Origin of the sequence: Paraburkholderia sp. (genome assembly GCF_050742655.1) — a bacterium.
In the GTDB taxonomy this organism is placed as follows: Bacteria; Pseudomonadota; Gammaproteobacteria; order Burkholderiales; family Burkholderiaceae; genus Paraburkholderia.
Window position 1 is genome coordinate 242090 of record NZ_JBOIGG010000009.1, and the last position, 23837, is coordinate 265926.

The 23837-nt window shown below is 64.5% G+C and carries 25 protein-coding genes and 1 pseudogene; 20 read left to right on the plus strand and 6 right to left on the minus strand.

Annotation, left to right across the window (positions count from 1 at the left end; all coding sequences use genetic code 11):
• Nucleotides 1-53 precede the first annotated feature (53 nt).
• From ACREXZ_RS15355 to ACREXZ_RS15365, 3 genes are read left to right on the plus strand one after another with little or no spacing between them, the layout of a single operon-like run.
• On the plus strand, nucleotides 54-680 hold the full coding sequence (locus tag ACREXZ_RS15355) for a glutathione S-transferase family protein (protein WP_431764941.1): 627 nt from the start codon (nucleotides 54-56) through the stop codon (nucleotides 678-680).
• Nucleotides 681-701: 21 nt separating this feature from the next.
• Complete coding sequence (locus tag ACREXZ_RS15360) at nucleotides 702-1328, plus strand: glutathione S-transferase family protein (protein ID WP_431764942.1); 627 nt, start codon at nucleotides 702-704, stop codon at nucleotides 1326-1328.
• Between the two features lie 57 nt (nucleotides 1329-1385).
• On the plus strand, nucleotides 1386-1970 hold the full coding sequence (locus ACREXZ_RS15365; RefSeq protein ID WP_431764943.1) for a Fur family transcriptional regulator: 585 nt from the start codon (nucleotides 1386-1388) through the stop codon (nucleotides 1968-1970).
• A gap of 60 nt (nucleotides 1971-2030) precedes the next feature.
• Here ACREXZ_RS15365 and ACREXZ_RS15370 read toward each other — a convergent pair whose 3' ends face one another.
• The 3 genes and pseudogenes from ACREXZ_RS15370 to ACREXZ_RS15380 all read right to left on the minus strand — a co-directional run bounded on the left by ACREXZ_RS15370 (nucleotide 2031) and on the right by ACREXZ_RS15380 (nucleotide 4096).
• Entirely contained in the window at nucleotides 2031-2477 is a 447-nt protein-coding gene (locus ACREXZ_RS15370; RefSeq protein ID WP_431764973.1) for a response regulator, read from the minus strand.
• 254 nt (nucleotides 2478-2731) lie between these two features.
• Nucleotides 2732-3134: pseudogene (locus ACREXZ_RS15375) on the minus strand (IclR family transcriptional regulator domain-containing protein); the annotation flags it as partial.
• A complete protein-coding gene (locus ACREXZ_RS15380) occupies nucleotides 3122-4096 on the minus strand; it encodes an AraC family transcriptional regulator N-terminal domain-containing protein (RefSeq protein WP_431764944.1) in 975 nt (324 codons plus the stop codon). The gene ACREXZ_RS15380 and the pseudogene ACREXZ_RS15375, both read right to left, overlap by 13 nt.
• A gap of 197 nt (nucleotides 4097-4293) precedes the next feature.
• On the opposite strand from ACREXZ_RS15380, the gene ACREXZ_RS15385 reads away from it, so the two are divergent.
• The 4 genes from ACREXZ_RS15385 (at nucleotide 4294) to ACREXZ_RS15400 (ending at nucleotide 8318) form a co-directional block, all read left to right on the plus strand.
• Complete coding sequence (locus ACREXZ_RS15385) at nucleotides 4294-5133, plus strand: oxidoreductase (RefSeq protein WP_431764945.1); 840 nt, start codon at nucleotides 4294-4296, stop codon at nucleotides 5131-5133.
• Nucleotides 5134-5314: 181 nt separating this feature from the next.
• On the plus strand, nucleotides 5315-5926 hold the full coding sequence (locus tag ACREXZ_RS15390; RefSeq protein ID WP_431764946.1) for a ribosome-inactivating family protein: 612 nt from the start codon (nucleotides 5315-5317) through the stop codon (nucleotides 5924-5926).
• Between the two features lie 96 nt (nucleotides 5927-6022).
• Nucleotides 6023-7201, plus strand: a complete 1179-nt coding sequence (locus ACREXZ_RS15395; RefSeq protein WP_431764947.1) for a hypothetical protein — start codon at nucleotides 6023-6025, stop codon at nucleotides 7199-7201.
• Between the two features lie 70 nt (nucleotides 7202-7271).
• Nucleotides 7272-8318, plus strand: a complete 1047-nt coding sequence (locus ACREXZ_RS15400; protein ID WP_431764974.1) for a hypothetical protein — start codon at nucleotides 7272-7274, stop codon at nucleotides 8316-8318.
• Between the two features lie 198 nt (nucleotides 8319-8516).
• Here the strand turns inward: ACREXZ_RS15400 and ACREXZ_RS15405 are convergent, their stop codons facing one another.
• Nucleotides 8517-9203 (minus strand): response regulator transcription factor, encoded by a 687-nt coding sequence (locus ACREXZ_RS15405; RefSeq protein WP_431764948.1) that lies wholly within the window; start codon nucleotides 9201-9203, stop codon nucleotides 8517-8519.
• 273 nt (nucleotides 9204-9476) lie between these two features.
• Between ACREXZ_RS15405 and ACREXZ_RS15410 the strand changes: the two genes are divergently transcribed.
• The 8 genes from ACREXZ_RS15410 (at nucleotide 9477) to ACREXZ_RS15445 (ending at nucleotide 15493) form a co-directional block, all read left to right on the plus strand.
• Nucleotides 9477-10166: a DUF2589 domain-containing protein gene (locus ACREXZ_RS15410; RefSeq protein WP_431764949.1), complete on the plus strand. Its 690-nt coding sequence runs from the start codon at nucleotides 9477-9479 to the stop codon at nucleotides 10164-10166.
• A gap of 27 nt (nucleotides 10167-10193) precedes the next feature.
• On the plus strand, nucleotides 10194-11021 hold the full coding sequence (locus ACREXZ_RS15415; RefSeq protein ID WP_431764950.1) for a DUF2589 domain-containing protein: 828 nt from the start codon (nucleotides 10194-10196) through the stop codon (nucleotides 11019-11021).
• Nucleotides 11014-11460: a lysozyme gene (locus ACREXZ_RS15420; protein WP_431764951.1), complete on the plus strand. Its 447-nt coding sequence runs from the start codon at nucleotides 11014-11016 to the stop codon at nucleotides 11458-11460. Before ACREXZ_RS15415 ends, ACREXZ_RS15420 begins: the two co-directional genes overlap by 8 nt.
• Nucleotides 11461-11748: 288 nt before the next feature.
• On the plus strand, nucleotides 11749-12828 hold the full coding sequence (locus ACREXZ_RS15425) for an extracellular catalytic domain type 2 short-chain-length polyhydroxyalkanoate depolymerase (RefSeq protein WP_431764975.1): 1080 nt from the start codon (nucleotides 11749-11751) through the stop codon (nucleotides 12826-12828).
• Between the two features lie 47 nt (nucleotides 12829-12875).
• Complete coding sequence (locus tag ACREXZ_RS15430) at nucleotides 12876-13418, plus strand: hypothetical protein (RefSeq protein WP_431764952.1); 543 nt, start codon at nucleotides 12876-12878, stop codon at nucleotides 13416-13418.
• A complete protein-coding gene (locus tag ACREXZ_RS15435; RefSeq protein WP_431764953.1) occupies nucleotides 13415-14044 on the plus strand; it encodes a hypothetical protein in 630 nt (209 codons plus the stop codon). Before ACREXZ_RS15430 ends, ACREXZ_RS15435 begins: the two co-directional genes overlap by 4 nt.
• A gap of 150 nt (nucleotides 14045-14194) precedes the next feature.
• Nucleotides 14195-14812: a hypothetical protein gene (locus ACREXZ_RS15440; protein ID WP_431764954.1), complete on the plus strand. Its 618-nt coding sequence runs from the start codon at nucleotides 14195-14197 to the stop codon at nucleotides 14810-14812.
• Nucleotides 14813-14875: 63 nt separating this feature from the next.
• Nucleotides 14876-15493 (plus strand): hypothetical protein, encoded by a 618-nt coding sequence (locus ACREXZ_RS15445; RefSeq protein ID WP_431764955.1) that lies wholly within the window; start codon nucleotides 14876-14878, stop codon nucleotides 15491-15493.
• A 421-nt stretch (nucleotides 15494-15914) separates the two neighbouring features.
• Here ACREXZ_RS15445 and ACREXZ_RS15450 read toward each other — a convergent pair whose 3' ends face one another.
• The gene (locus ACREXZ_RS15450) at nucleotides 15915-16730 is read right to left on the minus strand and encodes an IclR family transcriptional regulator (protein ID WP_431764956.1); all 816 of its coding nucleotides are present in this window, start codon (nucleotides 16728-16730) and stop codon (nucleotides 15915-15917) included.
• A gap of 171 nt (nucleotides 16731-16901) precedes the next feature.
• On the opposite strand from ACREXZ_RS15450, the gene ACREXZ_RS15455 reads away from it, so the two are divergent.
• The 5 genes from ACREXZ_RS15455 (at nucleotide 16902) to ACREXZ_RS15475 (ending at nucleotide 22039) form a co-directional block, all read left to right on the plus strand.
• Entirely contained in the window at nucleotides 16902-17672 is a 771-nt protein-coding gene (locus ACREXZ_RS15455) for an ABC transporter substrate-binding protein (RefSeq protein ID WP_431764957.1), read from the plus strand.
• 28 nt (nucleotides 17673-17700) lie between these two features.
• The gene (locus ACREXZ_RS15460; protein ID WP_431764958.1) at nucleotides 17701-18357 is read left to right on the plus strand and encodes an amino acid ABC transporter permease; all 657 of its coding nucleotides are present in this window, start codon (nucleotides 17701-17703) and stop codon (nucleotides 18355-18357) included.
• Nucleotides 18354-19118 carry an amino acid ABC transporter ATP-binding protein gene (locus tag ACREXZ_RS15465; protein ID WP_431764959.1) on the plus strand — a complete coding sequence of 255 codons (765 nt, stop codon included), beginning with the start codon at nucleotides 18354-18356 and terminating at the stop codon, nucleotides 19116-19118. The genes ACREXZ_RS15460 and ACREXZ_RS15465 overlap by 4 nt, the downstream gene beginning before the upstream one ends.
• A gap of 11 nt (nucleotides 19119-19129) precedes the next feature.
• On the plus strand, nucleotides 19130-20473 hold the full coding sequence (locus tag ACREXZ_RS15470; protein WP_431764960.1) for an NAD(P)/FAD-dependent oxidoreductase: 1344 nt from the start codon (nucleotides 19130-19132) through the stop codon (nucleotides 20471-20473).
• 123 nt (nucleotides 20474-20596) lie between these two features.
• A complete protein-coding gene (locus ACREXZ_RS15475) occupies nucleotides 20597-22039 on the plus strand; it encodes a metallophosphoesterase family protein (RefSeq protein WP_431764961.1) in 1443 nt (480 codons plus the stop codon).
• 30 nt (nucleotides 22040-22069) lie between these two features.
• Here the strand turns inward: ACREXZ_RS15475 and ACREXZ_RS15480 are convergent, their stop codons facing one another.
• Complete coding sequence (locus ACREXZ_RS15480) at nucleotides 22070-23707, minus strand: tannase/feruloyl esterase family alpha/beta hydrolase (RefSeq protein WP_431764962.1); 1638 nt, start codon at nucleotides 23705-23707, stop codon at nucleotides 22070-22072.
• Between the last annotated feature and the right edge of the window lie 130 nt (nucleotides 23708-23837).

Genomic DNA, 23837 nt, shown 5'->3' on the forward strand with positions numbered 1-23837 from the left:
AACGCCGTGCCCACTGCGCGGCTTGCCAAACATTGCAACGGAGAACCTGCCGGATGATCACGATCTGGGGACGCGCCAATTCGGTCAACGTCCAGAAGCTCTTGTGGTGCTGCGACGAGCTCGCGCTACCTTACGAGCGCATCGATGCCGGACTGCAGTTCGGCCGCAACACCGAAACCGACTACCTGTCGATGAATCCCACCGGCCGCGTGCCGACGCTGGTCGATGGCGACTACGTGCTGTGGGAATCGAATTCGATCCTGCGCTATCTCGTGATGCAGTACGCGCCCGCGAGCTTTCTGTACCCAGCCGGCCCACGCGAACGGGCGAGCGTCGACCGTTGGCTCGACTGGTCGCTGTCCACGCTGCAACCCGCCGAGCGACCGGTGTTCTGGGCGCTGGTGCGCACGCCCGCAGCCGAACGCGACACGGCGAAGCTCGCCACCGACATCGACACCGTCACCGTTCTGTGGCGGCTGCTCGACTCGCATCTGCAAGGCCGCTTCTTCATCGAAAGCGAGCACTTCACGCTCGCCGACATCGTGCTCGGCGCGTATGCGAAGCGGTGGTTCGGCCTCGAAGGTGTCGAGCGGCCCGCGTTGCCGAATCTCGAGCGCTGGTATTCGCGGCTCGGTACGCGCACGGGCTTCAAAAAATATATCGACTTTCCGCTTACCTGAACCCACATCCCGACACACGCCATGACCATCACGTTTCACGCATGGGGCACGCCGAACGGCCGCAAGATCAGCGTCGCACTCGAAGAAATGGAATTGCCCTACACGGTCGTGCCGGTGAACATCGGCAAGGACGAGCAGTTCGCCCCCGGGTTCCTGCGTATCAGCCCGAACAACAAGATCCCGGCGATCGTCGATAGCGACGGTCCCGACGGTCAGCCGATCAGCGTGTTCGAATCGGGCGCAATCCTGCTCTATCTCGGCGAGAAGACCGGCCGCTTTTTACCGAAGTCGCTGCGCGAACGCGTGCCCGTGCTCGAATGGCTGATGTGGCAGATGGGCGGCTTCGGCCCGATGCCCGGCCAGGTGCATCACTTCGCAGCGCTCGAATCGGAAACCGACCGGCGCTACGGGCTTAAGCGCTATTCCGACGAAACGCGCCGGCTGTACGGCGTGCTCGACCGGCGGCTCGCGCAACACGAATTCGTCGCGGGTGACCTGTCGGTGGCGGATTTCGCGATTCTCGGCTGGGCATGGCGCCACGAGCGTCATAAGGTCGACCTCGCCGAGTACCCGCACGTGAAGCGCTGGTACGACGCACTGTTCGCGCGGCCCGGCGTGCAGCGCGGCTTCGCAGCGAAGCTGGACTAACACCGCCGCCGCGACGAACCCGCGTTCGACCTCCGCGTTCGACCTTATAATCACCGCATGAAGAACGCCAAACCCGCCGCGGCCGCGCCCCAGTCTCACAGCACTCATGACGCTCACGATCATGGCGCGCATGCGCACGCCGGCTCCGGTTCACAGGAGAAGGCGCTGGCGCTCGCCGATGACTATTGCCGCGAACGCGGTGAAAAGCTCACGCCGATCCGTCGCAAGGTGCTCGAACTGCTGCTCGAATCGGGCCGCGCGACCAAGGCCTATTCGCTGCTCGACGAGATGCGCCAGATCCATCCCGGCTCCGCGCCGCCGACGGTTTATCGCGCGCTGGACTTCCTGTTGTCCGCGGGGCTCGTGCACCGGATCGAATCGATCAACGCGTTCACCGTGTGCCACGACCTGACGCAATGTCAGCACGGCATTCTCGTCGTGTGCCAGCAGTGCGGCAACGTTACCGAACTGCATCAGCCGAAGCTGCGTCAGGCGCTCGTCGCGCAGATCGAGGACGCGGGCTACCGGCTCGCCAGCGATGAAATCGAATTGAAGGGTTTGTGCGCCGCATGCGAAGCGGCGCAGGCCACGGCTGCCGCATCGCAGACAGCGGGCAAGGCACAGCCGGTCGCGGGCCGCTAAACGCAGCCCGCGCCACGCTCGGTTCTAACGTGCGGCGTTCATGCGCCCGCAAAACCCACTTCAGTGCAATCCCGCCGCACGGGCGTCGATCGCGTCGTGCAGCAACGTCACGAGTTCGTCGGGTTGCGCCGGTTTGATCATGAAGTGCTGGAACCCCTCGCCGATGCTGCGCAGGCGGTAGGTATCGTCGGTGTGGCCAGTCAGCGCAATCGCGATCGACGGTGCGTGGTCGCTGCGGATCTCATGATCGCGTAGCCGCTGGATCAGGTAGAAGCCGTCCATCGTAGGCAGATCGAGGTCGCAGATCACCGCATCGGGCAATTCGCGAACCGCCGCTTCGACCCCTTCCTCCGCATCCGCGACCGCGACGACGCGGGCCCCTTCCGATTCGAGTAGCGAAGTCAAGGACGCCCGGCTGTGCGGGTCATCTTCCACCAGGACTATCGTTGTCCGATCGAGTCTCAACTCACCGTTCATTTTGTTGCGTTGTTGCATTCGTTGTTGCATGGTGTATTGCGCAATGCGCCGTGAAGGCCGCGGTTTCGCTGCGCGCGCGGCAAGCGTGAGCAGCAGGCCGGTAAGGCCCGGTAAGTGCCAATAAGAGCCGATCCGTTCCGGGTGCAGTCTATGTTCTCGGACCCGATTCCGCGCGCCGAGTTGCAATTAGGTCACGCCGCGCAGGCTAGCCGCGGAACAAGGCACACACATGAAAAACGGCGCCACCGGCGCCGTTTTATACGGGGTCCGGACACATCAGGCAGCTAGCTGGTACCGTCCGCCGAATCGTGATAACCAGGCTGCATCGAAATCGCACGACCGGCCTCTTTCAACAGCCCGACATAGTGCGATTTCGTATCGGCCCCGCAGCGCATGCCCGGGAACGACACTGCGATGCACTGCAGGCCTTCTTCCTGCTCGTCGTTATCCTCGCCGTAGCCCTGCTCGCGCACAGGCGCGCAGAATGCTGAGCACGGCGTCCGCGGAACCCTGCGTCTTTCGCGTCGACTTCCGGAGCACGAACGTAGATAGCACGTGGCGTGCCTCGTCCGGTGCCATCCACGCGAGCAGCACCTTGCCGATCGCGCTGTACAGCGGATTGCGCGGCCCGATCCGCGACTGCATCCGCAGATCGTAGTCAGCATCGACCGTGCCTAGTGCGACGACACGTAAAGCGACGGCGGCCCGGCATCCGGCAGCGCGAAATTGCGCTTCATCCGCGCGACCTCTTCGGTCGGACTGCCGCCGAATAGCCGCTTGAACTCGCGGCTGAACTGCGACGGACTCTCGTAGCCGACCTGCGCACTCGCCGCTGCCGCGGTCAACCCGTTGCGCGCCATCAGCAGACGTGCCTGATGCAGCCGCGTCGATTTGATGTACTGGATCGGCGACGTGTTCGTCACGCTTCGGAAGTGCGCATGAAACGTCGGCACACTCATGCTCGCTTCAGCCGCGAGCGTCTCGACGCTCAGCGTCTGCGCGAAGCCCGCGTGAATCCGCTGGAGCGCACGCGCGATCCGGCCGAAATGCCCATGCTGGTTCAACGCGGCGCGCAGCGAGCCGCCCTGCTCGCCGATGAACACCCGAAAGTAAATCTCCCGCACGAGCGCCGGACCGAGCATCTTCGCCTCGAGCGGATCGCGCATGGTCTGCAGGAAGCGCAGCACGCTGTGCGCGAGCGGCGCATCGAGCCGGGTCGACGCCATCCCGCGCGGCGGCGCCGTCACGCCGTCGCCATGCCGTTCGAGCTGCAGCAGCAGATCGGCCGCGACATTGAAGTCGAGCCGCAGATAAATCGCGAGCAGCGGTTCGCGCTCGCTCGCATCGGTCTCCATCGAAAACGGCAGCGGTACCGACACCGCGAGATAGTGCTGCGCGTCGTACAGGTAGAGCTCGTCGCCGAGATAACCGCGTTTGCGCCCCTGGCAGACGATTACGATGCCCGGATCGTAGAGCACCGGCGTGCGCGTGAGCGGCCGGTTCGAGCGCAGGAAACGCACATCCGGCAGCAGGCACAGGTTGTAGCCCTCCAGCGGCGCGAGTTCCAGCAACCGCGCGATCGTCTCGCGCCGGACGTCGGCGGGTACATCGGAGGCGGAGCAGGCGTCGATCAGGGAATGGGTAGACATCGTGCAGGCGCGAGCAAACGAAAACGTAAGAATGCGCCGAGTGTGACACGCACCCGCACCGTTTTCCAGCCGCTCATAGGATCAGGCAAGCATCGCAGACGAACGGATATTCGCACGCGCACCGCACCCGGTCATGATGCGTCGCATGTTCAGCATGTTCGAGCATGTCCGAGCTTGTCCAATACGGAGCCAATCTGATGAACGCATCCCCTCGCAAGACTTTCCTGATCACCGGCGTGAGTTCCGGTTTCGGCCGCGCGTTCGCGCGCGCCGCGCTGGCCGACGGCCATACCGTCGTCGGTACCGTGCGCAACGAAGCCGCGGCGCACGAGTTCGTTTCGCTCGACGCGGCACGCGCGCACGCAGCCGTGCTCGACGTCACCGCATTCGATGCAATCGCGCCGTGCGTCAAGCGCATCGAACGCGAACACGGCCAAATCGACGTGCTCGTCAACAATGCGGGCTATGGCCACGAAGGGATTCTCGAAGAATCGCCGCTCGACGCGATGCGCCGGCAGTTCGACGTCAACGTCTTCGGCGCAGTCGCGATGATCAAGGCCGTGCTGCCCGCGATGCGGCAACGGCGCAGCGGGCACATCGTCAACATCACGTCGATGGGCGGCTACATCACGATGCCTGGCATCGCGTACTACTGCGGCAGCAAGTTCGCGCTCGAAGGCATCTCCGGCGCGCTCGCGCAGGAAGTCGAAGGCTTCGGCATCAAGGTCACCGCGGTTGCGCCGGGCTCGTTCCGCACCGACTGGGCCGGCCGCTCGATGGTCCGCAGCGAACGCAGCATCGCGGACTACGATGCGTTGTTCGAGCCGGTACGCGCGGCCCGCGAGGCGAAAAGCGGCAAGCAGGCAGGCGACCCCGACAAGGCCGCCCGTGCGCTGCTAAGCGTGATCGATGCGCCGAATCCGCCGGTGCATCTGCTGCTCGGCAGCGACGCGCTCGGGCTCGTGCGTAGCGGACTCGCGAAGCGCGAGGCGGACATCGCGCAGTGGGAAGCACTGACCCGCTCGACCGACTACTAAACCACCACCCTCCCGCCTCTTCCCCACGGAACGCCTGACAGGGGCGTTCCGTTGCATTTCGTCCGTGACTTCTGCCGCATTGTTCGAGCCGTGCGCGCGCCGCACAGTGAGGGCACCTCTTTCGCGAAGCCCTTACTCTGCTGCGCGCGAACGTCCCCACACTTTTCGACAGAAGCCCGACATGTCTACCCGGTCTCTCCGACTCTCACACGGTCGCGCGTATCGCGCGGACATCGCAACGCTGCGTCGCACCGCACGCGAAAACGGTGCATGCGCGAATCCGTTCGACGTGCCCGTCGATATCCCGAACGCCCCGCGCGGGTACGCGTTCTCGCTGATCGTCAATCTCGCGTGCGAGCCGGATCGCGCACATCACTCGCCCGCCGGATCGCTCGACCTGCTCGGCTTCGCGAACCGGCACGGCGCGTTCCGTTTCCGCCGCGATCCGCCGCTGTGGGCGCCGCCGGCATCGGCCTTCGATCTCGGCATCGACGGTTCGTACCGTCTGCTCGGCTACGCGGACGCACCGCTGCCCGGAATCTCGTCGGCCAACCTGATCGGCTCGGCGATCCTGCTGAGCCGCTTCACCGGACCGATGCCGATCGGACCCGGCATCGTCGCCGACGCGCTCGCGCGGCTCTCGATCGCCGTGTCGGAAGCGCTCCGCTTCGTCGCGACCGAAAGCGCAGTCGCCGCAGCACTCGACAACGGCGTCGGCTATCACCCGAGTGCGTCGGGCCATCGCCGCCGCTTCGACGGGTGGGCCACCGACGGGCATCCGCTCGCCCTCTGAATCTGAATCTGAGTCCCGCCCGCAGCAGCCGCACGACACGGTGACGCCAACGCTGCGTCGTCCGCGCGGCGGCACGCATCGTTCAAGGAGATCACGATGAAACTCTTCCGTGTCATTTCGGTTCGCTCCGACTGCGGCGCGAAGCCGCCACGTCTCGCGCAGGAAACGCTCGCCACTTACACCACGCGTCTGCAGAAAGTCCAGCGCTGGCATCTGCATCGCGCGACGCTGACCGCACTCGACGCGATCGCGAAAGAAGCGGCTGAAAACGAGTCCAGCGAACGCGAAGCCGCTGTCACGTTCGTCACCGCGCCCGAGTTCTACTGGAGCGCGCCGTGGCATGCGCTGCGCAACGTCTGCGAAGTGCGTGAGCTGTCCGCGCTGCAGATCGATCCGGTGCGCCGCTGCGTCGCGAAGGTGGCCGCGCAGTTTCCGCCCGAACGCTACGGCAAGCTGCTGTTTCTGCCCGGCACCGCAGCGATGCTGTTCGAGACACCGCGCGTGGACGAAGCGGACCCAATCGACCCCACGCACGAAACGCACGCGGCGTCGCACCGGCGACACCCTGTCGAACCGTTGTTCGAATCGCTTAACTACCTGTACGCGGTGACGAATTTTCTCGCGCCGCTCGCGGCGCACGGACCCGATGCGGACTTGCCGCAAGCGGTCGCGTGGCCGAAGCGATACACGTCGTGGATCGACTACGGTGTCCACGAACGCGAACTTGAAACACCGCGCACGTGGACCTTCCGGCTCGGCGACGGCACGCGGATCGAGGTGCTCAAACAGTCGGACATCGGGCCGCAAAGCCACACGCAGGCCCACGACAACCGCGTCGCGGACATGTTCGACAACCGGCTCGGCGGCGTGCCGCCGTTCGGCGTCGACATCTGCCTCGACTTCTACAAATGGATGGGCGACGCCCACCACGCCGGTGGCGATTTCAAGGCGCCGCATCTCGACGCGCCGCATTACGCGCTCGATTTCGTGCTGTCCTATGGCGTCGATCTCGACTACCACCGGTTCGACGTGCCGCGGTCGCTGCGCTACATCGTCCACAACGACGGCCGCCGGCTGAAGGAGACCGCGGTGCTCGCGATCGACGAGCGGGACGGCACCTGGAGCTGGTTGCCCGACGCGCCTGCCACACGGCATCTGACGCTCGGCGAACGCAGCCATGTGTCGATTCACGAGTTCCGGCTCGACGTTCCAGATGAAGCGACGTCCAGCCCCGAAGCATTGGCATTGCATCGAGAACCCGCGACGGACCGCTGACATGCGCACGCATCCATTTCTTGCATTGCTTGCGGCGCCATTCCGCGGGATATCACACGTGGCGCACGTGTTGTCCCGTGGCCGCGCAACACCTCACCCAGTCGCGCACGCGGATGCGGACACGCACGCCGCACCCGGCGCGCTGAGCATGCAGCTATGCGAGGAATGCGAGGCGATGGCGCGCTACGCCTTGCATCACGGGTTGCCGGTCGCGCCGGAGACCATCGCGCAACTGGGCGTGCTGATCGAACGAGCGACCCGGCGAACGGGAAACGGTACGCATGGTGCACATACTGCACACGGCTCGCACGCAACCCAGCACGCGCTCGCCGCGATTCATCGCAAGCTCGCGTCGGCGATCGCGCCAGCCACGCCGCAGGCGGTCACGCTGCTCGATACCGAGCATCGCAGCGGTCATCCTTTCGCGTGGCTTGGACCGGTGCCGCTGATCCGGCTGCTGACGGTGTCGTCGATCGCGTTTCTGGTCGCGGTCGTTGCGACCGGGTTGTCGCCTGACGTCACGTCAGAAAACATCGACCACGGCTTCCTGCAGGAGCACGGCACGCGGCTGCTGTGGAACGCGCTGTTCCTGCTGTTCTGCGCGGGGCTCGGCGCATCGTTCGCTACGCTCTTCCAGGCGCACCGCTACGTCGCCGCGACGACCTACGATCCGAAGTACGACGCGTCGTACGGCGCGCGATTGATCCTCGGCGTGATGGCCGGGCTGATTCTCGTCGAGATGCTGCCGCCGCACATGTTCGACCAGGGCAGCATGCACAGCTTCGGCAAGCCCGCGCTCGCGATGCTCGGCGGCTTCTCCGCGACGGCCGTGCATCGCGTGTTGCAGCGGCTCGTCGAGACGCTTGAAACAGTCGTACGGGGCGACCGTTCGCGCGACGCCGATGCCGCGCTGCGCGCGCATCGCGCACAGGCCGCCACCGATCGTGCGCAGTGGCAAGGCGAACTCGCGGCGAGCCTGCTCGAGCTGCAGCAGTCGGCCGACGGCGACGCATCCGCGGACGTGCTGCGGCGGCGCCTCGCCGATTTCACGCGTGCGATGCTGGCCGCCGAACCGGCGCGCGGGCCGTCCGGCGACCTGGACCACGCGCAGGAGTGACGCGAACGCATGCAGCACCATCGCGATCGAACGAAGCGCGGCGTGCGGGCGCATGCGCAGGTCACGCACGGTCTCCTCCCACACCACGCTCCGCCGCGACCACCCACTCATCGGCCGATGGCACGATCCACACGATCAGTACGCTTCACGCACTTCACGCGAGGCCCACGAACGCCACCGCATGGGCCCCAGCCCGACTCAGTGATGCACCGCGGTGCACAGCGGGACCACCGGCGTGCGCGTCGCTTCGGCGCCCATCTGCCGCGACAGCCACAACGCGGCTTCGGTGCGGTTGCTCACGCCGATCTGCCGGAACAGCGCGTACAGATGGTTCTTGATCGTGCCTTCCGCGACGTTCAGCACGCGGCAGATCTGCTTGTTCGACTTGCCCTCCGCGAGCAGTCGCAGCACTTCGCGCTGTCGCGGCGTCAGTCGTTCAAACGCACGTTCGTCTCCCACCGGTCCGTGCGCGGGTCCCGACTGCGCACCGATCGCGTAACTCGGCGGCACGTAGATCGCGCCCGACGCGACACGCGCGAGCGCATCGGCGAATTCGTCGGCACTCGCGTGCCGGTCGACGATACCCGCCGCGCCCGTGAGCAGCGCATCGGCGATCGCCTGTCGACACACCGTGCGCACGACGAACAGCCAGGGCACCGTGCCAAGCGCATCCTGCAGCACCTTCGGCCAACCAACCTGAGCGGCGCGCTCGTCCCACTCGATCGTCACGGCACCGACCGTACCCGCGGGTAAATCCGTACGAATCCGGTAAATATCCTCAGGGTGCTGTGCGGACCAGACCTGCCAGCTCGAATCGCGTTTCCATAACACATCGGCTACTCCTGCAACGAACAGCGGCGGACTATCGATCATCAGGACGTTCATTTGCGCATTTCCCCTCGGTGGCGAGACGCTGGATTGGGTTTATTCACGTCTCTTCGGCTCGCTTTTACCGCCGTTTCAAGAGCGGCGCACTAGGCCCGTCGATCCGTGACGAATGTTCTATTACGGGCAACCGGTCATTTCTTCCAGAATTTCGGTACCGTTTTCATCGGCCGCCAGGCATGACTGATGGGCTCTCCCTGCCCACGCGGAGTGTATGTAATTTGAATAAAGACAGCGAATCCACGTTGTTAAATTTCGATATGGAGTTTTTTTATGGACGCGAATTTTATCGGTTCTGTGATTAACGCTTTGCCGATGGATCAAATGATTGCAGGCCCATTGAAAGCGATGATTACCGCGCAGACTCAGGCAGCGAAAAGTTACGCCGATTTTTTGATGCAAGTGTGCATTCAGGACGGCAAGGCTGTCGCGGTGCAATTCGATTACGACGAGACGCTGGTCGACGAAGGCGGCGTGTCGAAGGGCGTCGTGCAGAAGACGATGCGCATCCCGCTGCTCGCCGCGATCGTGCATCCGATCATCGCGATCGAGGAAGGCACGATCGACTTCGAGATGGAGATCACGCAGTCCGAGAAATCGTCGTCGGCGACCGAAGGCAGCGGCGAGTTCCAGGCGAAGCTCGGCTGGGGTCCGGTGAGCATCAGCATCTCGGGCCGCGTGTCGCACAAGTCCGAGCAGACACGCAGCACCGATACGCGCGCGAAGTATTCGATTCACACGCAGGTGAAGCGTCAGCCGCCGCCCGAAGCGCTGATGCGCGTGATCGATTTCCTCACGGAGGCCGCGACAAAACCGGTCGTCACCGACGCGAAGCAGAAGGACGTGAAGCCGCTGCCCGCGACACCGACCGACGGCACGCTGATCGGCGAGAAGCAGGACGGCAAGGGCGCTGCGGCTGCGCAGTCCACTTCGCAGACCGCTTCACAGACCGCCACGCAGTAAGCGCGGCGCACCGACGCGGACCTCACCATGTTCAGCTTCCTCAGGCGGCGGCGCGAAGCGCGCGCCGCACCCGCCTCCGATGCATCGCACGCGGGCGGCACACAGGCCGCGGCGGTGCCGCCCGCTTCTTCGAACGCAACGGCTGCGGCTTCGAGCGATGTCGCCGACGACGCACGAGAGACACGGGAGACACGGGACACGCACGCACCCGAAGCGCCCGCGAGCGATCCTCCCGCGCCGCCTCCGCCCTCACCGCCGTCTCCACCACCGAACGATCCGACGCCCACGAGTGCGGACCATCCGCCGCCGCGCGGTCTCGCACTCGACGAAATCGCGCGTGGCATGCAGCACGCGGCGGCGGCCGCGAACCAGCTGCTCGCGCATCAGTACACCGCGATGCTCGACCAGTTCTTCGAGGCACGCGAAGACGGACTGCTCGCGCCACGCGCGGTCGAAGTCGCACTCGACGCCGAACACACGATGCCGATACCGCTCGTCGCGCTTGCAACACCGCGCGGTCTCGCGCTCGACCGCATGGTCGTGCATCTGACGGTGCGCGGCGATTTCACCGAGGCTTTGCCGGCGGGCGGACCCATCGCGGGCGACGATCAGCGCGGTCGCTTCTACGTGACACTCGCGCCGCCGTCGACGCGCAAGGACGATCAGGGCAATGCCGGTCGACGCGACAGCGAGCACATCGACATCGAGATGCAGTTCGTGGCGCTCGCGCCACCCGAAGCGATCATGCGCGTGATCGACGAATACACGCACCGGCTCGTACCACGCGCACGACACGGCAACAGCGACAGCAGCAATACGGGCAACGACAGCGACAAGGAGCCTTCCGATGACTAACCGTCCCACGTGTACCGGTTCCGCCGGCATCGAACTGATCAAGCACTTCGAGGGATTGCGGCTTAACCGCTACCTCGATGCGGTCGGCAAGCCGACGATCGGCTACGGTCACCTGATCCTGCCGCACGAACGCTTCGATCGCCCGATCGAAGCGGGCGCCGCCGAGGCGCTACTGAAACGCGATCTGCGCAGCGCCGAGGTTCAGCTCGTGAAGCTGCTGCGCGTCGCCGTCACGCAGCAGCAGTTCGACGCGTTGATGGCGTTCGTCTTCAACCTCGGCGCGGGACGCCTGCGTTCGTCGACGCTGCTGCGCTACCTGAACGCGGGTGCGAGCGCGCGCGCGGCGGACGAGTTTCTCGTCTGGAACAAGGCCGGCGGCAAGCCGCTCGCCGGTCTCACTCGACGGCGCCAGGCCGAACGCAAGCTGTTCCTCTCGTAACGCTCTCTTCGTCTTTTCTACCGCGCGCCGCGCCCTTCATCGGGCGCGGCGTTTTTGTTTGCGGATGTGCTTTCGCCTGCACATGCGGCAGGCCAGGCCGTCGGACACGGGTCGTCGTCCGTACCGTCCTCCCTATTCTTCGCGCGACGGCCCGCACGTACGCTGCAAGCACGCTCTTCACTCAAACCAGAACACACGACAACATACGACAGGAGTCTTCACATGAACGCGGCAGCCGTCCCGAACGAAGCATCGCTGACCTTGCACGATCGACTGCGCGCCACTCGCATGCGCGGATGGACCCGGCGCCTGCGCGCGATCGCATTGGGCGCCGTATGCGTGTGCGGTGCACTGTCCGCATCGCTCGCACATGCAGCAGATGCAGCCGACGCAGAACCGCTGCCCGCATACGGCGCCGATCTGCAACGCACGTCCGTATCGGGACTGTCGTCGGGTGCGTTCATGGCCGCGCAGTTCGACGTCGCGTATTCGAGCCAGCTGATCGGTGCGGGCATCGTCGCGGGCGGTGCGTTTCGCTGCGCGGTCGAGTCGTCGATGACCGCACCCGCGGTCGCTGCGATGACGCTGTGCATGCAGCCGCTCGGTCCTGCGCCCGACGCGACGTCGTCATGGAAATACGCCCAGGCGCTCGCGAAAACCGGCGACATCGACGATGTCGCGAACCTGCGCAAGCAACGCATCTACCTGTTCAACGGCGGGCATGACGCGGTCGTGTCGACGAGCGTCGTCGACGAAGCGAGGCACTTCTACGATCTGGCCGGTGTGCCGAAAGCGAACGTCTCGTATCGCAAGGACCCGAACGCGGGACACGCGCTGATCACGAATCACGGCATCGACGCATCGTGCGGCACGAACGCGATGCCGTACATCAACAACTGCGGATTCGATCAGGCCGACGACATCCTCAACTGGATCTACGCGAGCCCCGACACGAAGCTCAATCCGCCCGCCGTGCAGGCCGGCGGCAACCTGCTCGCATTCGATCAGCGCGAGTTCGACCGCGACCGCCGCGCATCGCTCGCGGACACCGGCTACGTCTATCTGCCAGTCGCTTGCGCAAGCGCGGCGTGCGCGGTGCACGTCGTCTTTCACGGCTGCGAACAGGGCGCGTCGTTCGTCGGCGAACGCTTCGTGCGCGGGGCCGGCTACAACGAAACCGCCGACACCAATCGCGTGATCGTGCTGTATCCGCAGGTCGATAAATCCGTGGCCAACCCGATCGGCTGCTGGGACTTCTGGGGCTATACGAGCGCCAACGCGAACGTCCCCGACTTCTATGCGCACGACGCGCCGCAGATGGTCGCCGTGAAACAGATGATCGAGCGCCTCGGCCAGCCGCGTCCATAACGATGCAACCGCCGCGCCCCTGTACTCAACCCGCACAAGGAATCGACATGCTCTCCAACTTCATCGCGCAGTGGGAAAACGCCAATCTCGCTGCATTCCAGCTGTTCGGCAAGGTCGTCGCCCAGTCGGCGAATCCGGCAGGCCTCGCCGGTGCCGCCGCCGACGTCGGCGCGTGGCGCGCGTTGGTGCGCACCGTGCTGCAGACCAGCCAGCAGTATGCCAATGCGGCCCAGAGCGCCGGCGACGAAAGCTGGCGCACGCAGCGCGACCGGCTCGGCCTGAAGAATTCGGCGACCGCAGTGAAGGAACTGGCCGCAATACATGCGGATCTCGCGACGCGCATCGCGCAGGGTCACGTGCAGCACGCAGGCGCGCTCGCCGACGCGACCGCGCAGTACCTCGACAACGTGAGCCGCAGCCGCAACAGCAACGACGCGTCGATGGCGCTCGGCACGCTCGCGCAGGACGTCCAGGCGCAGGGCCGCTCGCACGCGCTGCATGTCGCGATGCTGGCCGGCGGCCTGCAGCCCGCGCTCGTGCAATGGGCCGAGAAGCATCTCGCCGACGACACGACGGAGCAACAGGCATGAACATCCCGCTGCGTTTCATCAACCGCTCGAAGGATCTCGGTGCGAGCGAAGTCGTGCTGTTCCAGCGCAACGTGATCCCCGACTTCGACGAACTCGCGATTGCGTGGAAAGTAATCCGCTATTGCGGCCACGGCTGTCTGCATCCGTTCGTCTACTCGACCGAGACCGAAGTGTCGATCGGCGACGACTACGGCAACTACTCGCCGCGTCTGTCCGCCGACGACGGCGACTGCTTCACGGTCAGCGCGCATCCAACCGGCCGCGGCCGGATCACCCGCGACCCCGTCCCCGCGCACGGCCCCACGGGCTCCGACATCGAGGTCGCGAACCGGATGCGGCGCGGCGCGGTGAACGTCAACGCGTACAGCGCGGGCCGGCTGATCGCCGCAAAGCAGGCGGTAGCTCCTGGTCAGAAAGCGGTGTTCCGCTTCACGCCGATGCTGTGGATCGCCGCGGTTTCGCAGGTGCAGGAAGGCCACGCGCTGAACTCCGCGGTGCTGTCGAGCGAGAACACGGAGTTCGTGCTGAGCGGCGTGACATCGGCGGACATCGTGATGACCGGCGGCGGCGGCGGCGCCGAGGCCGAACCGCTGCGCTTCGCGCTCGAGAACGTCGTGCGCCGCTAGCGTCCGTCGCGCCACGTCAAGCCTGACCTGACCGCGCCGAAACACGGCGCCCTCTTCTTCGAATTGCTTTCACGACCCGTTCATCCGGATGGGCCGGTGGCAAGGTGCGCGGCAAACCGATTGCCGTCTTTCAACTCAAGGAGCAAGCAAGTGGACATCCAGCTGAACTTCGTGAATCGATCCAACGATGCCAACAACTCGAGCATCGTGATCTTCCAGAAAAACGTCGCGACGGATTTCGACGAACTGGCGATCGCATGGAAGGTGATCCGCAACTGCGGTCAGGGCGATAACCATCCGTTCAAGTTCCCGATGACGATGACCGTCAGCGCGAGCGACAGCTATGGCAACTACATGCCGCAGCAGACGGCGACGAACGGCCAGGTTTTCCAGGTCGTGCGCTCGACGTCGGGCGACGTGCTGACGCTCGGAAGCGACCCGGGCAGCAGCTCGGAAGTGCAGGTGCGCAACGACCTGCCGGCCGGCGCCGCGAACGCGACCATCTACAAGGATGGCAGCCCGCTCGCGACGAAGACGTCGATCGCGCCGGGACAGAAAGCCGTGTTCCAGTTCAAGCCGACGCTGTGGATCGGCGTCGCGTCGCAGATCGAACAGGGCCAGTTGCTGAATTCGGCGGTGATCTCGGACATCAACACGGAACTGTCGCTGCTCGGCATCGCGAGCGCCGACATCGTGCTGACCGGCGGCGGCCCCGGCCCCCGCTCGCTGCCGTTCACGTTCCGGCTCGAAAACGTCTTGATGGCGTAAGCCGCACGAACCAGCGGCGGCAGCGTGTCTGCCGCTGCTCACTCCATTCGGTAAGGGTAAGTCATGGACATCAAACTGAACTTCATCAATCTGTCGAACGACGTGAACAACAGCCAGATCGTGCTGTTCCAGAAAAACGTATCGACCAGCTTCGACGAGCTTTCCGTCGCCTGGAAAGTGATCAGCAACTGCGGTCGCGGCGACAACCATCCGTTCGTGTTCCCGATGCACACCGGCGTCACCGCGAGCGATTCCGACGGCAACTACATGCCGCAAAAGGCCGCGCAGAACGGTCAGATGTTCAGCGTGTCACGCGCGACGTCGGGCAACGTGCTCGCGCTCGCCGGCGCGTCGACCAGCTCGCGCGAGATCCAGCTGCGCAACGACCTGCGCGCGGGTGCGATCACCGCGTCCGTGTTCAAGGACAACCGGCTGCTCGCGAAGAAGACCGGCGTCGTCCCGGGGCAAAAGGCCGTGTTCGAGTTCAAGCCGACGCTGTGGGTCGGCACCGCGTCGCAGATCGAACAGGGCCAGGTGATGAACTCGGCAGTGATCTCGGACATCAACACGGAACTGTCGCTGCTCGGCATCGCGAGCGCCGACATCGTGATGACGGGTGGCGGTGCGGGTACCGCTTCGGCGGCGTATCAGTTCCGCCTCGCGAACGTGATCATGGGTTGAACCGGGCGGCGGACATCACCGCCGCTTTTCCGCTGTGCTTTCCCCCGCCGCCGCCGGCCCGCTTGCCGGATCGGGCGGCTTTTTTTATGGAAAACCCCTATCGGGTTCGCGACGCTCGACGCGGCTGTCCGAGCGGCAACGCTAGATGAATTTCAACTAAACAAGCAGGTAAATCCAGCTAAACAAACTGGACAAAAAAAAGCCGGCTTGCGGCCGGCTTAAGGGTTCTGGTTATTCCGAGGGCTACCAGAACCTGAGAGACAGTACTGCGTAGGTTCGATGCGGCGTTCGCTCGACGTACAGCGGTTCGCGCTTCGGGGCAAAGTATATCCGTGCTGCATGAATTAGTTAAGCTACAAACCTTTCTGGTCATTTCCCGGGGCAGATTGCCTGGGTCGAATGGCCCGGAGTTCAAGGCCCCCTACGACAGCGTGCGGATCGAATTGCTGATGCCGCGCGCGCAGTCGATCACCGCGGGCGCGAGACGCTGCTGCGCGTCCGCGAAGGTCCAGCGGCTCGTCGGTGCGACCACGTGCACCGACGCGACCGGACGGCGTTCGCTGTCGAGCACGGGCGCCGCCACCGTCATGTCGCCGATGAACAGTTCCTCGCGGTTCGATGCGTAGCCGTTGCGGCGCGCCTGCAGCAGGAGCGCCTCGATCTTCTCGAGATCGGTGGTGGTGTGCTGCGTGTGAGCGACGCGCTCGCTCGCCTCGAGCAGCGTGCGTGCATCCGGCTCGGGCAACGCGCTCAGATACGCGCGGCCTGATGCCGTGCAATACATTGGGATGCGGCTGCCGATCGGCATGTGGATCGGCACGAACTTCATGCACACGAAGCGCGCGACGTACACCATCTCGTTGCCGTCCGGCTCGGTGAGATTGGTGGTTTCGCCAGTGACGTTGGTCAGTTCCGACAGGAATGGATTCGCGACGTCGATCAGCGTATCGGCGGCGAGATAGTTGAAACCGATCTGCATCACGTGCGGCGTCAGCTGATAGCGCTTCGTACGCGGATGCTTGCGCACGAAGCCGAGTTTTTCGAGCGTGTAGATCATCCGCTGCGCGGAGCTCTTCGTGATCGACGTGGCCTGCGCGACCTCCGGCAGCGTCATGGTCCTGCGCTGTGCGCTGAATGCGCGCAGCACCGCAATGCCCTTCTCCAGCGACTGGTTGAACAGCACGTCCGCCGCTTCACCGTTATCGGTGTCTTGCGGCTCGTTGTTCCCGACGCTCATGGCGCTCATGGAAATACCCAATTGTGGTTCGATCGCCCCGAGTCTATCGTATCGAATATCGATACGCAAATAATCCATATCGATATTTTTGACTCGAATATGATCAGTGCACGGCAACGTGGCTTACCGCCCGAGTTGTCCTCATCGCCCTCATTCCACGCGGAGAGTTTCATGATCCACCTCGTCAAACGCTGCGCCGCCACGCTTGCTGCCATCGCGGTCGCCGTCATCACGCTGGCTCCGGCCAGCGCGGTCGCCGCGCCCACCTACACGGTCGGCGCGACTGCCACCGGCGTGCCGTTCACGTTCCTCGACGTAAAGACCAATTCGATCGAAGGGCTGATGGTCGATGCGATCACCGCGACCGGCAAAGCCGCCGGCTTCGACGTGACAATCCAGCAGACCACCTTCTCCGCGCTGATCCCGTCGCTGACGACGAAGAAGATCGACATCGTGTCCGCGGCGATGCTGAAGACCCCCGCGCGCGAACAGGTCGTCGATTTCTCCGACACGGTCTATTCGTACGGCGAAGGGTTGGTCGTGCGCGCGGACGACAAGGGCCGCTATGCGTCGATGGACGACCTGAAGGGCGAAGTGGTCGGCGCACAGGTGGGCACCGCGTTCGTCGACGCGCTGAACAAGAAAGGCATCTTCAAGGAAGTGCGCACCTACGATTCGGTGTCGGACATCCTGCGCGACGTCGCGCTCGGCCGCATCAAGGCCGGTTTCGGCGACCACCCGATCATCGCGTACCAGTTGCAGAAGAACCCCAACCCGCAGCTGCGTCTCGTCGCCGAATATCAGCCGAGCGTGAAGGGCCAGGTGTGCTTCGTCGTGCGCAAGGGCGACACCGGGACGCTCGAGAAACTCAACGCAGGCATCCGCAAGATCAAGGCCGATGGCTCGCTCAGCGAGATCGTCAAGAAATGGCAGGTCGAATGACGCGGCCAGCACGCTAAGGAGGTTCGTCATGTTCGTGCAGAACGCCATCGAGTTCCTGCCGATCCTGCTGAAGGGCGCAGTCGTCACCGTCGAGATCACCGTCTGCTCGTTCGTGCTGAGCACTCTGCTCGGCCTCGCGCTCGCGCTGCTGCGCGTGTCCGCGAACCGGCTGCTGTCGAACGCGGCGGCGACGGTGATCAACGTGATCCGCGGCCTGCCGATCATCGTGCAGCTGTTCTACATCTACTTCGTGCTGCCCGATCTCGGCGTGCAACTGTCCGCGTTCCAGGCGGGTTTCATCGGCCTCGGCGTCGCGTATTCGGCGTACCAGGCGGAGAACTTCCGCGCGGGTATCGAAGCGATCGACCGCGGACAGATCGAAGCCGCGCAGTCGATCGGCATGCGCGGCCCGCTGATCATGCGCCGCGTCGTGCTGCCGCAGGCGTTTCGCATCGCGTTGCCGCCGTACGGCAACACGCTCGTGATGATGTTGAAGGACTCGTCGCTCGCCTCGACGATCACCGTCGCCGAGATGACGCGCGCGGGTCAGCTGATCGCGTCGTCCACGTTCCAGAACATGACGGTGTTCACGCTCGTCGCGCTGCTGTATCTCGCGCTGAGCCTGCCGCTCGTCTATGCGCTGCGGCGGCTCGAACGCCGTCTCGGCATGAAGGGGAAACGATGATCCGCGTCGATTCGATCCACAAAAGCTTCGGCGACCAGCCCGTGCTCAAGGGCGTGAGCCTGCACGTCGATGCCGGCGAAGTGGTGTGTCTGATCGGACCGTCGGGCTCCGGCAAGTCGACGCTGCTGCGCTGTATCAACGGGCTCGAAACGCATGATGCGGGCACGATCTCTATCGAAGGTGTAGCGGTCGATGCAAAGTCCGATGCGATTCACGCGCTGCGCGCGCAGGTCGGTATGGTGTTCCAGCGCTTCAATCTGTTCCCGCATCGCACGGCGCTCGAGAACGTCTGCGAAGGACCGGTGTACGTGAAACGCGAAACCCGCGCGGCGGCACGCGAACGCGCCCGCGCACTGCTCGACCGGGTCGGCCTCGCGCATCGTGCGGATGCGTACCCGTCCGAGCTGTCGGGCGGTCAGCAGCAGCGCGTCGCGATTGCACGCGCGCTCGCGATGCAACCGAAGGCGATCCTGTTCGACGAACCGACGTCCGCGCTCGATCCCGAACTCGTCGGCGAAGTGCTCGGCGTGATGCGCCGCCTCGCCGCCGACGGCATGACGATGATCGTCGTCACGCACGAAATGGGCTTCGCGCGCGAAGTGGCCGACCGCGTGTGCTTCCTGCACGACGGCACGATCTGCGAAACCGGCAGCGCCGCCGATCTGTTCGAACGGCCCTCGCATCCGCGCACGCGCGACTTCCTGCGTCGACTCTCTTCTCACTCGTCCAGCGAAAACGGCACCGCCGTCGCCTCACTCTGACTTCGAACACCATGAAACCGATTGACGTGGCCAATGTGGCTAACGTGGCACGTGCGCTGCCGCCGTCGCTCTGGGCCGCGACGGCCGAACCCGCAGTCGATGCACCGCCGCTCGCGGCATCGGTCGCGGTCGATGTCGCGATCGTCGGCGCGGGCTACACCGGGTTGTCCGCGGCGCTGCATCTCGCGGGACAGGGCCGCAGCGTGTGCGTGATCGATGCGCACGAACCCGGCTGGGGCGCGTCCGGCCGCAACGGCGGCCAGGTGATTCCCGGGCTCAAGTACGACCCCGACGAACTGGTGCGCCGCTACGGCAGCACCGACGGCGAAGCGCTCGCGCGCACCGTGGGTCACGCGGCCGACACCGTGTTCGATCTGATCGCGCGATACGGCATCGAATGCGACGCGACGCGCGCAGGCTGGATTCAACCGACTCACTCGACCGCGCTGCTGCACACGCTCCACGCACGCGCGCGGCAATGGGAGGCGCGCGGCGCGCACGTCGAAGTACTCGACCGCGCGCAGACCGTCGCGCGGCTCGGCACCGACGCGTTTATCGGCGGCTGGGTAGACCGGCGTGCCGGCAGCGTGCAGCCGTTGAGCTATGCGCGCGGCCTCGCGCGGGCTGCGCTCGAGCATGGCACGCACGGTGTTGCGATTCACGGCGGCACGCGCGCGGTTGGGCTCGAACGGCAGCGCGCGGGCTGGCGCATCCGCACCGCGACGCACGAGCGGCCCGACGGTCCCACGATCGATGCAGCACAGGTATTGATCGCGACCAACGGCTACAGCGACGCGCTGTGGCCGGGGCTCGCGCAGTCGGTGATCGCGGCGAACAGCTTCATCGTCGCGACGAAACCGCTCGATGCGAAAACCGGTGCCGCGATTCTGCCAGGGCGCGAGGTCGCATCGGATTCGCGGCGCCTGTTGCTGTATTTCCGTCGCGACTCGACGGGCCGTCTGCTGATGGGTGGCCGCGGACCGTTTCGCGAGCCGCGCGATGCACCCGATTCGCGCGACTGGGCGCATCTCGAACGCGCGGCGCGGCTGATGTATCCGCAACTCGAAGATGTCGAGTACGAATACCGTTGGGCCGGACGCATCGCGATCACGCGCGATTTCCTGCCGCACGTGCATCTGCCCGCGCCCGGCGTGACGATCGCGCTCGGCTACAACGGCCGCGGCATCGCGATGGCAACGACGCTCGGCAAACACCTGGCGGCGCATCTGCTCGGCACGTCGAGGGGTCTGCCGCTGCCGCCCGCCGCGATCCGGCCGATTCCGCTGCATGCGCTGCAGCGCTGGTACATCAACGCGGGCGTCGCGTGGTACGGGCTGCTCGACGCATTGTCATAATTCTGACGGCACTTTCCTGGTACGTGTGAGTCACAAGGTTCGGCTGCGGGTTCAAGCGACCTTCACCGCAGCCTGTCTTGCGTCCCCACGCGCGCATTGCGCGCCTTCGATCAGGAGCTTCGCATGCCCACGCCGTCGAAATCGAAACCTCGCAAGAAGGTGAATGAAACCAACAAGAAAGACTCGCGTAAAACAGCGAACACGACACGCGATGTGCCGGCCACGGCGCTCGTCCCCAACTTCGCCAGCCCACGCATGCCGCTTGGCATCCGCAGCCTGAGCGCACCGGTATTCTCACAGCCGCAACCCACCGCCGACCCCACCGTGTTTCGCGTGCAGCACGCATCGGACACGACCGCGTACAAGGAAATCGACAAGCTCAACGCCGAACACAAGCTGTTCCCGCTGCCGTTTCCGGCGCCACGTGGCGGCGTCGAGCCGCAACTGTCGCTCGCGGACGTGCTCGGCGGCAACACGGCGGCCGTCAAGCGGATGACCGCAGCCGGGCAACTCGTGTTTCATGCGATGGGCGACTGCGGCAACACGAGCGGCCCGTCGACGCAGAACGAAGTCGCCGACAAGATGACCGCCGATTTCGTCGAAGCCGATGCGGCCGAAGTGCCGCAGTTCGCGCTGCTGCTCGGTGACGTCGTTTACAGCTTCGGCGAAGCGCGCTACTACTACGACCAGTTCTACGAGCCGTATCGCAACTACCCGGCACCGATCCTGTCGTGCGCGGGCAATCACGACGGCATGGTATCGCCGGAAACGCATGCAACGAGCCTCACCGCATGGCTCGCGAACTTCTGCTCGGAGAGCTTCACCGTCACGCCCGATGCAGGCGGCCTGTCGCGCACCGCGCAGGTCCAGCCCGGTGTGTTCTTCACGTTCGACGCGCCGTTCGTACGCATCCTCGTGCTGTACAGCAATACGCTCGAGGATCCCGGCGTGATCTCGAGCCCGCAGATCGGCAAAAGCCAGCTCGACTACCTCGATGCGGCGTTCGCGCGCGTGAAGGCCGAGAAGTACCAGGGTGCGCTGCTGATCGCGGACCATCATCCGCCGTATGCGCTCGGGCAGCATGGATCGAGCGTGGACATGCTTGCGCAGATCGACGCACTAAGCAGCAAGTACGGTGTGTGGCCGCACGCGTTCCTGTCGGGTCACGCGCACAACTATCAGCGCTACACGCGCACGCGCAACGCGGACGGTACGCAGATTCCGTACGTCGTGTGCGGTAACGGCGGTCATGGCCTCATCAAGCTGACGGCGAAGAACGCAGCGCCGCTGCGCGCACCGCAGGTTATCCAGGCCGCGTCCGGCAGCAAGGATCAGGTCGTGCTGGAAAACTACGACGACACCAACTACGGCTATCTGCGCATCGCGGCGACGGCGTCGCAACTACGCATCGAATATCACTCGGCCACCGACGGCGCATCGACCAAGGCACCGAACGACTACGTGAACATCGATCTCACGCAGCGCAAGATCGCGCATTTCGAGGCGCGCGATCATGGACGGCCCGCACAGGCGAAGGCCGTGCGGGCGATGATGCGGAAGAAGTAACAGGCGCCGTGACAGGCGGCGCGCTCACGATCAAGAAGGCGCGCCGCACGTGAAGTTGGCCGCCTGGTTGATATCGCCGCTACCTTTATATTTTTCCACCATGGGATACGGACACAACGGGCGACTCCTCGGTACTCCATTGAGCGTCCCCGTTCCGACAATCGTCGAAGCGGAACCGGTTGCGTCCGGCGCGATGCCCTTGCCCGCCCAGTTATCGATCGCGGTGAGCCAGTCCGCGGTGCCGATCGGTCCGCCGCCGCAGTGAGCCATGTCGGGCACCATGAAAAGACGCGCAAACTGGGCGACCTGGCTTTGCCCCATCTCGTCCTGCATGCGGCCCCAGGCCGCGACAGACAGGTACGGCGAAATGAGCGGATCGGCCCAGCCGTGATACATGATCAGTTTTCCGTTGTTCGCCTTGAACTGCGACAGGTCGGGATCGACCGCATCGTAGATGTCGCCGTAGTTCGCTCTGCCCGAATCGATATCCGTGTTCCAGTCGAGCGTCAGAATGTCGAAGTTCGGATCGTTCTTAAGGATCAACCGGAAGAAATCATAGTAGCTGCCGCTCTGCAATTGAGTCGTCGCGTTCCAGGTCGTGCTCCAGTTTCCCTCGCTGCCTAGCGCATACCCAGGAGACACGGAAGCCCCCGTGTCGGTACGTTTCGGACCGGCATAGATATCTTTTGCGGACTGAACCTGCGCAGCACTCAGGCAGGTCGCCGGATCCGCTCCAGTGGCGCCGCATTGCAGCGTGGCCGGGTCGAAGCTGCACTTCCGCGGGTCGTCGATCTGCCCATCGACAATCCCGTCTTTAGCATCGCAGGAATGGACGACCGCAGCATTCAATGCGGTTAGCTGCGCAGTCGTCATGCCGCCCGCACGATTGTTCTTTAGAACGGACACCCCCGCCCAGGCCTCCGAGGACATCATCCCTAGCCAGTCCCCTCCGTGAGATCCGGAAACGATTCCGTCGTAGTCGGTCGGGTACCGCTGCGCCTCCATCATCCCGTGATGGCCACCCTGCGAACAGCCGACGTAGTACGAATGCGCCGGCTGGTCGCCAAAGAATGCGTTCGTCAACTCCTTGCTGACGACGGTCACGACATGTTCCGCACGATAACCAAAGTCGACGATCTGATCGGTCTTTACCGTATCGGTCGATAAATCAAACGCCCACGACTGCTCGAAGACGGTCGTGCTGGTGTGGCCGTTGTCGTGTCCCATCACCGCGTAACCGCGCTGAAGCGCATCGACCATCGACGAATACTCAATGGCACCCGTCGACCCGCCGTCCGCTCCGCCAACAAACTTCGTGTTCCAGCTATCCCTGTTCAACGGCAACCACACTTCAAAGCCGATGTTCGAATTGCTAACAGGCTTGATCACACCGGTGACCCGGCAGAATGGCGTCGTGACGACCAGATTCCCCGGTGTGAGCAGATTCGATGGCACCTGCCACGGCGAAGTCGTGCTCGCGGCGATCGATGTAGCACTCGTGATCGTGGTGGGAATCGAACCTTGATAGTTCATTAAGGTCGAGCAACTTCCCGATACAACCTTGCTTTCTGCCGTAGCTGAAATACCGCTTGAGCCTGCGCCACATGCTGAGAGTGTGGCGCTGGCGATCAAGGCCAGAGCGCATTGTGCGTGACTCGTCTTTGTCATCGTTGTCTCCTTATATCTTGCTTTTGATTCAGAATTCAGTGGGTAGCAAGCCATTAATGGTTTGCCACCAAGCCGGTTGGCAGCCGTGGCGCAGCTTGTGTCTCCTGCGAGTTTCAAGCTCCGTCGACAG

Bases quoted from the DNA above. Each gene is read 5' to 3' on its own strand.
- ACREXZ_RS15355 (WP_431764941.1), top strand. From the start codon at position 54: ATGATCACGATCTGGGGACGCGCCAATTCGGTCAACGTCCAGAAGCTC.
- ACREXZ_RS15360 (WP_431764942.1), top strand. From the start codon at position 702: ATGACCATCACGTTTCACGCATGGGGCACGCCGAACGGCCGCAAGATC.
- ACREXZ_RS15365 (WP_431764943.1), top strand. From the start codon at position 1,386: ATGAAGAACGCCAAACCCGCCGCGGCCGCGCCCCAGTCTCACAGCACT.
- ACREXZ_RS15370 (WP_431764973.1), bottom strand. From the start codon at position 2,477: ATGCAACAACGAATGCAACAACGCAACAAAATGAACGGTGAGTTGAGA.
- ACREXZ_RS15380 (WP_431764944.1), bottom strand. From the start codon at position 4,096: ATGTCTACCCATTCCCTGATCGACGCCTGCTCCGCCTCCGATGTACCC.
- ACREXZ_RS15385 (WP_431764945.1), top strand. From the start codon at position 4,294: ATGAACGCATCCCCTCGCAAGACTTTCCTGATCACCGGCGTGAGTTCC.
- ACREXZ_RS15390 (WP_431764946.1), top strand. From the start codon at position 5,315: ATGTCTACCCGGTCTCTCCGACTCTCACACGGTCGCGCGTATCGCGCG.
- ACREXZ_RS15395 (WP_431764947.1), top strand. From the start codon at position 6,023: ATGAAACTCTTCCGTGTCATTTCGGTTCGCTCCGACTGCGGCGCGAAG.
- ACREXZ_RS15405 (WP_431764948.1), bottom strand. From the start codon at position 9,203: ATGAACGTCCTGATGATCGATAGTCCGCCGCTGTTCGTTGCAGGAGTA.
- ACREXZ_RS15410 (WP_431764949.1), top strand. From the start codon at position 9,477: ATGGACGCGAATTTTATCGGTTCTGTGATTAACGCTTTGCCGATGGAT.
- ACREXZ_RS15415 (WP_431764950.1), top strand. From the start codon at position 10,194: ATGTTCAGCTTCCTCAGGCGGCGGCGCGAAGCGCGCGCCGCACCCGCC.
- ACREXZ_RS15420 (WP_431764951.1), top strand. From the start codon at position 11,014: ATGACTAACCGTCCCACGTGTACCGGTTCCGCCGGCATCGAACTGATC.
- ACREXZ_RS15425 (WP_431764975.1), top strand. From the start codon at position 11,749: ATGCGCGGATGGACCCGGCGCCTGCGCGCGATCGCATTGGGCGCCGTA.
- ACREXZ_RS15430 (WP_431764952.1), top strand. From the start codon at position 12,876: ATGCTCTCCAACTTCATCGCGCAGTGGGAAAACGCCAATCTCGCTGCA.
- ACREXZ_RS15435 (WP_431764953.1), top strand. From the start codon at position 13,415: ATGAACATCCCGCTGCGTTTCATCAACCGCTCGAAGGATCTCGGTGCG.
- ACREXZ_RS15445 (WP_431764955.1), top strand. From the start codon at position 14,876: ATGGACATCAAACTGAACTTCATCAATCTGTCGAACGACGTGAACAAC.
- ACREXZ_RS15450 (WP_431764956.1), bottom strand. From the start codon at position 16,730: ATGAGCGTCGGGAACAACGAGCCGCAAGACACCGATAACGGTGAAGCG.
- ACREXZ_RS15455 (WP_431764957.1), top strand. From the start codon at position 16,902: ATGATCCACCTCGTCAAACGCTGCGCCGCCACGCTTGCTGCCATCGCG.
- ACREXZ_RS15460 (WP_431764958.1), top strand. From the start codon at position 17,701: ATGTTCGTGCAGAACGCCATCGAGTTCCTGCCGATCCTGCTGAAGGGC.
- ACREXZ_RS15465 (WP_431764959.1), top strand. From the start codon at position 18,354: ATGATCCGCGTCGATTCGATCCACAAAAGCTTCGGCGACCAGCCCGTG.
- ACREXZ_RS15470 (WP_431764960.1), top strand. From the start codon at position 19,130: ATGAAACCGATTGACGTGGCCAATGTGGCTAACGTGGCACGTGCGCTG.
- ACREXZ_RS15475 (WP_431764961.1), top strand. From the start codon at position 20,597: ATGCCCACGCCGTCGAAATCGAAACCTCGCAAGAAGGTGAATGAAACC.
- ACREXZ_RS15480 (WP_431764962.1), bottom strand. From the start codon at position 23,707: ATGACAAAGACGAGTCACGCACAATGCGCTCTGGCCTTGATCGCCAGC.